This window comes from Roseibium sp. RKSG952 (assembly GCF_009711355.1).
Genome location: NZ_SMMF01000922.1, coordinates 54,014 through 63,981, shown reverse-complemented (window position 1 = coordinate 63,981; position 9,968 = coordinate 54,014). Strand labels below are relative to the sequence as shown.

11 protein-coding genes are annotated in these 9,968 nt (G+C 54.9%); 3 read left to right on the top strand and 8 right to left on the bottom strand.

Translation table 11 applies throughout. From position 1 onward, the window contains the following. A partial coding sequence (locus E1297_RS22135; protein ID WP_196223381.1) for a DUF6473 family protein occupies positions 1-780 on the bottom strand: 780 nt, incomplete at its 3' end. Positions 781-937: 157 nt separating this feature from the next. On the opposite strand from E1297_RS22135, the gene E1297_RS22130 reads away from it, so the two are divergent. Then, entirely contained in the window at positions 938-1,819 is an 882-nt protein-coding gene (locus E1297_RS22130) for a 3-hydroxybutyryl-CoA dehydrogenase (protein ID WP_209015928.1), read from the top strand. A gap of 51 nt (positions 1,820-1,870) precedes the next feature. Here E1297_RS22130 and E1297_RS22125 read toward each other — a convergent pair whose 3' ends face one another. Genes E1297_RS22125 through E1297_RS22095 form a run of 7 tightly spaced genes read right to left on the bottom strand, consistent with a single transcriptional unit; the run spans position 1,871 to position 7,295 of the window. Beyond that, complete coding sequence (locus E1297_RS22125; RefSeq protein ID WP_155142332.1) at positions 1,871-2,770, bottom strand: lysophospholipid acyltransferase family protein; 900 nt, start codon at positions 2,768-2,770, stop codon at positions 1,871-1,873. A gap of 41 nt (positions 2,771-2,811) precedes the next feature. Beyond that, entirely contained in the window at positions 2,812-3,081 is a 270-nt protein-coding gene (locus tag E1297_RS22120) for an HPr family phosphocarrier protein (RefSeq protein WP_155142330.1), read from the bottom strand. A 17-nt stretch (positions 3,082-3,098) separates the two neighbouring features. Further along, positions 3,099-3,491, bottom strand: coding sequence for a PTS sugar transporter subunit IIA (locus E1297_RS22115; RefSeq protein ID WP_155142329.1), 393 nt, complete (start codon positions 3,489-3,491; stop codon positions 3,099-3,101). After that, positions 3,488-4,381, bottom strand: coding sequence for an RNase adapter RapZ (gene rapZ, locus E1297_RS22110; RefSeq protein WP_155142327.1), 894 nt, complete (start codon positions 4,379-4,381; stop codon positions 3,488-3,490). The genes E1297_RS22115 and rapZ overlap by 4 nt, the downstream gene beginning before the upstream one ends. Beyond that, positions 4,366-4,836, bottom strand: coding sequence for an HPr kinase/phosphorylase (locus E1297_RS22105; protein WP_155142324.1), 471 nt, complete (start codon positions 4,834-4,836; stop codon positions 4,366-4,368). The genes rapZ and E1297_RS22105 overlap by 16 nt, the downstream gene beginning before the upstream one ends. Positions 4,837-4,839: 3 nt before the next feature. Continuing rightward, positions 4,840-6,558: a sensor histidine kinase gene (locus E1297_RS22100; RefSeq protein ID WP_209015927.1), complete on the bottom strand. Its 1,719-nt coding sequence runs from the start codon at positions 6,556-6,558 to the stop codon at positions 4,840-4,842. Positions 6,559-6,590: 32 nt separating this feature from the next. Next, positions 6,591-7,295: a response regulator transcription factor gene (locus tag E1297_RS22095; protein WP_155142322.1), complete on the bottom strand. Its 705-nt coding sequence runs from the start codon at positions 7,293-7,295 to the stop codon at positions 6,591-6,593. 347 nt (positions 7,296-7,642) lie between these two features. Between E1297_RS22095 and E1297_RS22090 the strand changes: the two genes are divergently transcribed. Continuing rightward, positions 7,643-9,241 carry a phosphoenolpyruvate carboxykinase gene (locus tag E1297_RS22090; RefSeq protein WP_155142320.1) on the top strand — a complete coding sequence of 533 codons (1,599 nt, stop codon included), beginning with the start codon at positions 7,643-7,645 and terminating at the stop codon, positions 9,239-9,241. A gap of 351 nt (positions 9,242-9,592) precedes the next feature. Next, positions 9,593-9,883: a hypothetical protein gene (locus tag E1297_RS22085; RefSeq protein WP_155142318.1), complete on the top strand. Its 291-nt coding sequence runs from the start codon at positions 9,593-9,595 to the stop codon at positions 9,881-9,883. Positions 9,884-9,968 lie beyond the last annotated feature (85 nt).

The following is a 9,968-nucleotide window of genomic DNA, read 5'->3' as shown; positions in this document are numbered from 1 at the left end:
ATGTGCCGATGGTCCAAGACAATGCAAGGCCATCGGCTGTTGAAGGCTGCCGAACATGGCATCCTCCAGTTCCTCTGATGCACCCGCCGTCTGAACCTGAAGTTCCACGCAACCCACACACTGTGGCCGCATTTGGTCCACCATGCTTTGTGTGACGGGCACCAAATCTCTTTCAGTAGGTCCTGCATCCTCCCACACATCTTGGTCGTTCACATGCAACCAAAGGAGAAGAACCGGGGCCGTAACCCGCTCAAGAAACGATCTCATCCCCAATACCCAAGCCGAACTGAGCTCCTGAGCAACAGCTTCTATTCTTGCGTCCGAATGGGTTTGTAACCGGGCCAGCAAATGACGCACGAAGTGCACTTCCGTGAAATCTACATCGGGATACAGCGAAAGCAGATCACGGGTCGGTTCGAGAAAACGGTCATTCCTGCGCGGGTGGACGCGGTAAAAGTGGTTCGACTGAGACAAAACGCTCGGCAGTTGCAGCACACAAAGTTCGGCATCGTTGACGATCCTGAGCATGCCCGCATCTAGGGAAAGCGCCTCGATCCCATTGAAAAGGCTCCCAAGATTGACGCAGGTCTTCTCCAATCGACTTTCCAGTAAATCCACAAAAGGATGCCCTACAAATCGCCCGAACGTCTCATCTCCTCCAACACAGGCTATGTAGGGTGCATCCAAAGATCGCTCCGGTCCGCGGAACCACAGTTTCGATCCAGTGTATTGGCAAACAGAATCTACTGGCCCATCCGAACCCGCATGATGATAGCTCATGACACTCACCCAATTTTTTCACCCAATTGCCATCTTGCAGCCTCAGGTCTTGAGAAATTCCTAATGTGCGCATTTGAAGCGAATTCGATGGGTCTGATCCCCTTGCTGCTGCCCCCCGTCTGCCGATAGTGTCGCGGTATCCCGTGATACAAAGGCATTGAACATGGATGTGAAATCAGTCGGAGTGATTGGCGCTGGACAGATGGGCAACGGAATCGCTCATGTCATGGCGTTGGCGGATTATGATGTCTTGCTGAACGATGTCAGCCAAGAGGCGCTGGACAGTGCAATTGTGACGATCGAAGCCAACCTGGCCCGCCAGGCATCGCGCGGAAAGATCTCTGATGAAGCGATGCAGGCAGCATTGAAGCGCATCACAACAACGCTAAGCTTGCCGGATCTGGGCCAAACCGACTTGGTGATTGAGGCTGCTACCGAACGCGAGGCGATCAAGCAGGCAATCTTCGAGGACCTGCAGCCACATTTGCTGCCACACACGATCCTGACATCGAATACCTCATCGATCTCGATCACCCGTCTCGCCAGCCGGACCGACCGCCCTGAGCGGTTTATGGGGTTTCACTTCATGAACCCTGTGCCGGTCATGCAATTGGTCGAGTTGATCCGGGGTATCGCGACTGACGAAGCAACCTATAACTCTTGCAAAGCTGTTGTGGACCGGCTGGGCAAGACCGCGGCCAGTGCCGAAGATTTCCCGGCCTTCATCGTGAACCGTATCCTGATGCCGATGATCAACGAAGCGGTTTACACACTCTACGAAGGTGTCGGAAACGTCCAATCTATCGATCAGTCCATGAAGCTGGGCGCCAATCACCCGATGGGACCCTTGGAACTGGCCGATTTCATCGGGCTGGATACCTGTCTCGCGATCATGAACGTGTTGCATGACGGGCTGGCTGACACCAAGTACCGCCCCTGCCCTTTGCTGACAAAATATGTCGAAGCAGGTTGGCTGGGTCGTAAGACCGAACGTGGTTTCTATGACTATCGCGGTGAAGTTCCGGTACCAACCCGATGACAATTTCAGCCCGCATGCGATTGCGGGCTAATACTCGGGTCTGCGATCAATTCAAGAATTCGAACTCTGGCTCAGCGACATTGTGCGCTTTCTGAGCCATGCCATAAACCCACGCGGATCTTTTTCCAGCAACTGCATGTCTTCGTCGGAAACCGGCTCACCGATGACCGGCGATTGCGGTTTGTTGCAGGATCGAACGATTTCATGCAGCAAAAGCCCCTGCCGCAGAATAGGCGACAACTTGTTCGCGATCTGATACCAGCGCGAGTTGCTGCCCGGGAAGAAGATCGGCAGAACCTTTGCCTTGGATCGACGGATCATCTGGGCTGTGAATACGTTCCATTCGCGCTCAACTGCAGGGCCGAACCAATCGTCTGATGACATGACTACGCCAGATGGGAACAACGCTACGACGCCCCCTGCCTTCAGATGAGCCATCGCTTTCCCGCGCATCTCAAGCATCTTGGTTTGAGCTTCGGGGTCATGCGGAAATGGAACCGGGATCATGAAAGACGTTGCCGCCTCGTCCAACCCAGTCAGCACAGAACGCGTCAGAATACGGTAGTCACTGCGCACCTGACCAATCAGTTCAGCCAGAATCATGCCATCCACCATCCCATGCGGGTGATTGGCCACAACGACAACAGGTCCTTCCTTTGGGATACGGGCGAGTTGTTCCTGAGGGGTGGTCAGGTCGATCCCCATGACCTCAAGCGCGCCGCCCCAGAACTTCTGGCCACGGTAGTACTCGTTCTTCTTCTCGAACTTGTTGACCATCCGCAGAATGGTCAGCTTACCCGTGCACCATTCGATTGCGCGGATCGCAGTCGAGGTCCATGCGTCGTCGAACGAGTTTGCATAGGTCAGAGTTCTACGGTCGTAGACTTCACCCTGATCTGTGGTCCCATCCACCACGGTATTCGTCTTGGTATCGTGCGCGGTTTCCGCCAATTCCTGGTCTTCCCGTTCTTCGTCTCGTGGCAGAGCAGTGCCTAGAAACCTTCCCCGAACTTGTCGTTGACCAAGGTTTCCAACGCTTCTGCCAACGCCTCAGCATCCGGTCCGGACGTCTCGACGTCAATAGTGGTTCCGCGAGAGGCTGCCAACATCAAAAGACCCATGATACTGTCGCCTGACGCAGAAAGTCCGTCCTTTGAAACTTCTGCCCTTGCGTCAAACCCCTCGACTACTTCTACAAGCTTAGCCGAAGCGCGGGCATGAAGTCCTTTTTCATTAATGATTCTCAAGCTTCGGTTAGCCATATTCAATCAGTCCGGTCTCAATCCAACGTCACATTTTGCGTATTGATATACTTGCGTCCAGCCTCCATTGCGTGCCGCACGGCATCGGCCACGGGCAAGTGGCGACTTTTGGCCAATTTAATCAGCATCGGTAGATTCGCCCCATAAAGGATACGGCGATCCTGGGGCGCACAAGCGCGCAGGCTCAGATTCGATGGGCTACCGCCAAAGAGGTCGGTTACGACAACCACACCGTCTCCAACGTCCACCTCATCTGCAGCACGACAGATTTCAGTTTGTTTTGCTTCGCGATCGTGGTCCGCTTCAATTGCAATCGCAACCAGACCGGGCTGTTGTCCCACGACATGCTGCATGGCGGCCAGATACTCCTGAGCCAACCCCCCATGCGCTACGATTACGATCCCGATCAATCCGGCCTCACATTCAACGATCGACGCTCCATTTCGCGGTGCCTAATTGCCACCTGCTGCCCCCCTTCTGCAAGGGCCTTTGCAACCGCTTCCGCCACGGAGACCGAACGGTGCTGGCCGCCGGTACAGCCGAAGGCCACCGAGAGATGCGCTTTGCCCTCAGCCCGAAAACCAGGAAGCAACACCTTGAGCAGATCCACGACCCGGTCGAAGAAAGGATCGTAGTTGGCATCGGATTGAACATAGGCCGCAACATCGGGATTTCTACCATCTTCAGACCGCAATTCCGGCCGCCAATAGGGATTGGCCAGAAACCGGCAATCGAAAACCATGTCCAACCCACGCGGCAAGCCGCGCTTGTAGGAGAACGATTCGATGGAAACCGCCAGATGCCGACCGCTTTGAGGTGCGAACCAACGCTCCACCTCTTCCCGCAACTGATGAATGTTCAGTACGCTTGTGTCGATCAGGGTGTCCGCGATCTCGCGTATGGGCTGCAGAAGTTCTTTTTCCTGCAGGATGCCGGTTTCAGGACTTGCACCTGAGGCCACTGGATGCCGTCTGCGGGTTTCGGAGAAACGACGCAGCAATACTTCGTTACTGCAATCCAGATAGAGTACGGTCAGATCAACCTGCTCCATCCTCCCCAATTTCTCTGCGAGTTCAATAAACCCGATCGTTGAGAATTCCCGGTTGCGCGCATCGATGCCCAGCGCCATTGGGCGCGCGGGCTCGGGACCGTCCAGCAATCGGGACAAAAGTCCCATCGGCAAATTGTCGATCGCTTCAAAACCCAGGTCTTCCAAGACATGGATCGCAGTCGACCGGCCGGCGCCAGAAGGCCCTGTCACTAGGACGATGCGCCGTTGCGAAGTTATTTGCTCGGCCATTGCGGATCTACGCGTCCCATTTTCATAAATTGTATCAGTGCTACAGCCAAATTGGGTACACCATCTCCGCGAAGCAAGGGAACAGTTTGCCTCAGGACCTTGATCATCTGGGGGTCCGGCAAACGCCTTTCCTCAATCTGTCCTAGATCAACCACGTAATGCACAGGCGCAGGACCGCATGAGGTGGCCTTTAACAAGCCGATACCGCGCGCCTCGATCAGCCCTCTGATTGATGGAATCGCATCTGCAAAAAGCTGATCACTCTGCATCCGCAAATCCACCCGATCATCAGCCACCAAATCCGCACCCAGGGCCATCAATTCTAGTGCCAGCCCTGATTTTCCGGCGCCTGAATCGCCCAAAATCAAAACCGCTCTACCCTCAACCGAAACACAGGTGGCGTGAACACGTGCCGTGTCTTTGTTTGCAAGATCGGACAGGTTATCTGTGCCCATGACCTAGACAGGTAACCCGACAACAAACCGGGCACCAAGCGGATCCGATGTGATGTCCGCTTCTGTCGGTCGAATGTTCTCGGCCCAGATCACGCCGCCATGGGCTTCGACGATCTGTTTGGAAATAGCCAGCCCAAGACCGGAGTTGTTGCCGAAATGCTCTTCCGGCCGCTGGGAGTAGAACCGCTTGAAAACCTTGGTCAGGGCCTGATCCGGAATGCCCGGACCAGTATCTTCGACCACGATCAGAACACGGTTTTCGCGTTGGCGGACCCAGACCCGAATGGCGTCATGTTCTTCGCAGAAAGATATCGCATTGGTGATCAGATTGACGAACACCTGAGCGAGGCGAGCCTCAAGGCCGTTCACAACGATCGGCTCTGAAGGCAGGTCCGTGATATAGTCGATGCCTTTCGAACGCGCATCTTCGCCCAGATACTGACCGATATTGCCGATCAATTTAAGAAGATCGAAGGGCTGCTCTTCTTCTTTGACAAGCTCGGCATCCAACCGCGAGGCATTCGAGATGTCACTGACCAGCCGATCCAGCCGTCGAACATCATGCTCGATAACGCCCAATAGTTTATCTCGCTGATCTTCGCGCTTGACCATGCGCAACGTACCAACAGCGGATTGCAGACTTGCCAGAGGGTTCTTGATCTCATGCGCGACATCCGCTGCGAATTGTTCATTGGCATCAATGCGATTGTAGAGCGCGGTCACCATTCCACGCAGAGCCCTGCTCAGACGCCCGATTTCGTCAGGTCTTGCGCTCAGATCAGGGATACGAATGCGTCCTGGATTAACGCCTGCGCCGCGGTCCTTTCCCATCTCAGCTGCCGCAGCAAGATCGGCGAGCGGGTTGGCGATGGTTGAGGCCAGCACAAGGCTGAGACCAATCGACACCAAAAGCGCAACGACGAACATCTGCAGAATACGCTCCTGTTCTTTGCGGGCCAGAGCGTCAATTTCACCAGCGGGACCGGCCATTGCAACGGCCCCTACAGGCACACCCTCACGCAGAATCGGAGTGGCGGCGACAATTACGGTATCCCCAGCGGCATCAGACACTGCCTGAACCTGCATACCACCCTGCAAAGCGGTCGGGATCATGTCCTGAACACGTTGAGCAAGCGTAGGCGCTTCATCCTGGTTGGATCCACTGAATACACCAGATATCCCAACCCAGACGACATTCAGCGCATCGCTGATCAGCGTTCCTCCGGTCGGCAGGTCTGCGTCTGATCTAAGTAGAACGGGCAGCTCAGATGCAGGAGAAGCACCGCGTGTCCAACCGATTAGAGTGCCGGTACCATCGTAAACGAACAGCTCTCCTCCCTCAGGTAGACTGAGGCCGGACAAAGTGTCTTTCACATCAAGATCGGCAGTATCTTGCGGCTGGTTTACTGAGGCCTGCCGCAGTTGCGTTTCAAACACGTTGCTGACCAACAATGCGTCGCCGATCAGATTCCGCGCCGTCTCCTGAACACGTTCTTTTCTCGTGTCGTCGAGATAGAGCAATCCAGCGACGAGAATCACCAGAGCAATCAGGTTGAAGGTTATGATTTTCCGCGCCAGCGGCGAGCCGCGTAACGAAAACAGATTGCGCCGCGAACGGCGAGCACTCATTTCAGCAGACTCGGAATCCTGCGGGATGACCCAATCATCCCCTAGAACGACATCGCCGTCCCGCATTTCGCTGGCTTGTTCAGTGTCGCGCACGAGACCCCTTTACCCCTTAAAAACGGCCGCGCCTATTCTTCGTTGTATCTGTAACCGATTCCGTACAGCGTTTCGATGGCCGAAAACTCAGGGTCAGCAGCGCGCATCTTCTTGCGAAGGCGTTTGATATGGCTGTCGATGGTTCGGTCATCGACATACACCTGATCGTCGTAAGCCACATCCATCAACTGGTCACGGCTTTTGACAAAGCCCGGACGCTGAGCCAACGCCTGCAGCAGGAGGAACTCGGTCACTGTCAGCGAAACATCCGCTCCCTTCCAGCTTACCGCATGACGCAATGGATCCATGCGCAGTTCGCCACGCTCCATTACCTTGGTATCGCCGGTGTTTGCAGTTGTCGCATCACCAGAAGTTGCTTCCTGACGACGTAGCAATGCCCGAATGCGTTCTACCAGAAGTCGCTGCGAGAAAGGCTTTTTGACGTAGTCGTCCGCCCCCATTCGCAGACCCAGGACTTCGTCAATCTCATCATCCTTGGATGTTAGGAAGATCACCGGCATCTGCGTTTTCTGTCGCAGACGCTGCAATAGATCCATTCCGTCCATGCGAGGCATCTTGATATCCAGCACAGCCATATCCGGCAATTTCTTGTTGAATGCATCAAGGGCTGCCTGCCCGTCATTATAGGTTTCGACCTCGAACCCCTCGGCCTCGAGCGTCATGGAAACGGACGTCAGAATGTTTCTGTCGTCATCCACCAGTGCAATCTTAGACATCGGGTTACCCCTATTCCTGCTCTCATACGCAATATTTCGCTTATTAGTATGGCATTTCTGGCGTTTTTAAGGCGGCGAATCAATCCGTATCTGCGAATCGTGCGATTGTTGCCACACAGATGCGGCAAAAAAGCCGTACATTCAGCAGGAAACCCGCTCAGAATTTCAACAGTAATTTCTTGGTTGCGCTAAACCTGCGCTTGGTTGCGCTAACTGCGCCAAACCGTCCTGTTCATGCCCCGAACGACCATGATAAGACCCGCTCATCCGCCGGTTATTCCCGGCATACTGCCCCAAGAGCGCACCCCGGCCTAACCGCCGTCGCGCCGCCACAGGAGAAGAAACGCATGACATCTGGACGGGTTAACCCGCAATTCCGCCTCGAAGATCAGGGCATCGAGGGTCTGGGAAATGTCTATTACAACTTCATGGAGCCGGCGCTGATCGAAGAGGCGCTGAAGCGCGGCGAAGGCACCCTTGGCAATGGCGGAGCCTTTCTGGTCACCACTGGTAAATTCACAGGCCGGTCGCCCAAGGACAAGCATGTCGTCAAAACCGACAGTGTCGCCGATACCATCTGGTGGGAAAATAATGCCGCGATGAGCCCGGAAGGGTTCGACGCTCTCTATGCCGACATGCTCGAGCATATGAAGGGCCGCGATTATTTCGTGCAGGATCTCGTGGGCGGTGCAGATCCTGCCTACTCAATCAACGTGCGCATGGTCACCGAGTTGGCCTGGCATAACCTGTTTATCCGCCACCTGCTGCGCCGTCCCGATCGTGAGGATCTGGATGACTTCACTGCAGATTTCACAGTTATTAACTGCCCCAGCTTTCAGGCGAACCCTGAAAAGCATGGCTGCCGCAGCGAGACCGTTATCGCGCTGAACTTCGACCGCAAGATCATCCTGATCGGTGGTACCGAATACGCGGGTGAAAACAAGAAATCGGTCTTTACCCTGCTGAACTACATGCTGCCTGAAAAAGGTGTGATGCCGATGCACTGCTCGGCCAACCACGCCGTCGGCAACCCGGTCGACACAGCGGTGTTCTTTGGGCTGTCCGGAACAGGTAAAACCACTCTGTCTGCCGATCCGGCTCGTGTCCTGATTGGTGACGATGAGCATGGCTGGTCGGACCGTGGCACCTTTAACTTCGAAGGCGGCTGCTATGCCAAGACCATCAATCTGAACGCCGAAGCCGAGCCTGAGATTTACGCGACAACTTCGAAATTCGGCACAGTGATCGAGAACATGGTTTTCGACCCCGAGACCAAAGAACTGGATTTCGACGATGATTCGCTGACAGCGAACATGCGCTGCGCCTATCCGCTGGAGTATATCTCGAATGCTTCGAGCAGCGCGTTGGGTGGACACCCCAAGAACATCATCATGCTGACCTGCGACGCGTTCGGCGTTCTGCCTCCGATCGCGCGGCTGACCCCGGCACAGGCGATGTACCACTTCCTGTCCGGCTTCACATCCAAGGTTGCTGGCACCGAGCGTGGTGTGACCGAGCCTCAGCCGACCTTCTCAACCTGCTTTGGCGCCCCTTTCATGCCGCGCCGTCCAGAGGCCTATGGCAACCTGCTGCGCGATAAGATCGCCCAGCACGGGGCAACCTGCTGGCTGGTAAACACAGGCTGGACCGGTGGGGCCTATGGCGTTGGCAGCCGGATGCCGATCAAGGCAACTCGCGCGCTGCTGACTGCAGCCCTCGAGGGATCGCTGGCTGATGCCGAGTACCGCAAGGACGCGAATTTCGGATTTGATGTCCCTGTTTCAGTCCCTGGCGTGCCCGAAGTGCTGCTTGATCCACGCCGGACCTGGGACGATCAGGCTGCGTTTGATAAACAAGCCGACAAACTGGTTCAGATGTTTGCTGAAAACTTCGAGCAATATCTGCCATTTATCGACGACGATATTAAGGCCGTCGCAATCGGCTGATGACAGGGGGCGGCAACGCCCCCTTTTTTCTTGGCGATCACGACCTTCGACAGATCATCCTTTGGTTGTATTTTGCTTCATGCATATACAAATTCATTGCCCGGTGTGCTGTCATAGTTTAGTTACAAAAACCATCGAAAGAAAAAAGCCCGGCGCATTTGCACCGGGCTGCAGCTGAAAGAACCTTTGGGCACCTCATGCGAACTCACTCACAATCGCGAATTGAGGCGCCTAATCATATAGGTACTGTATTCGAAGGGGGATGAGTGTCAATATGAGACGCGCTATTTGATGCGTTTCAAACAGTCGCAGCGTTGCGGTCACTGACACTGGATATAATAGGTTAAGGACATGACTGAGATTTCGAAACTCACTGAATTGCGCAAACTCATGCAGAGCATGGAACGTACTCTGGGTCTGGAGGAACTATCTCCGGTTGAGCGCGACATCTACTATGCGGCCGAAGAGCTCTCCAAAGACGACAAGGAAGTCCGTACTTTCGGACTGATCGAACACACTTTGGTCCAAAGCGTATCGCGCCCGACGTTTTTCCGCGCCCTGAAATCGCTGGTTCAGAAAGGTTACCTCTCGCAAAGCGGTAACGCCAACCGGGGTCGTTACGTCGTTCATGCTCCCAGGTGATGCGCTCAGACGGCGCGTGAATGGCTGATGTGAATGCGCGCCTGGGTATCTGATACTTTTTTTGCCTCACTGGCATATGTAGTGG

Coding starts and splice junctions, on each gene's coding strand:
- E1297_RS22120 (WP_155142330.1), bottom strand. CDS start 3,081: ATGGCTAACCGAAGCTTGAGAATCATTAATGAAAAAGGACTTCATGCC.
- rapZ (WP_155142327.1), bottom strand. CDS start 4,381: ATGGCCGAGCAAATAACTTCGCAACGGCGCATCGTCCTAGTGACAGGG.
- E1297_RS22105 (WP_155142324.1), bottom strand. CDS start 4,836: ATGGGCACAGATAACCTGTCCGATCTTGCAAACAAAGACACGGCACGT.
- E1297_RS22095 (WP_155142322.1), bottom strand. CDS start 7,295: ATGTCTAAGATTGCACTGGTGGATGACGACAGAAACATTCTGACGTCC.
- E1297_RS22090 (WP_155142320.1), top strand. CDS start 7,643: ATGACATCTGGACGGGTTAACCCGCAATTCCGCCTCGAAGATCAGGGC.
- E1297_RS22085 (WP_155142318.1), top strand. CDS start 9,593: ATGACTGAGATTTCGAAACTCACTGAATTGCGCAAACTCATGCAGAGC.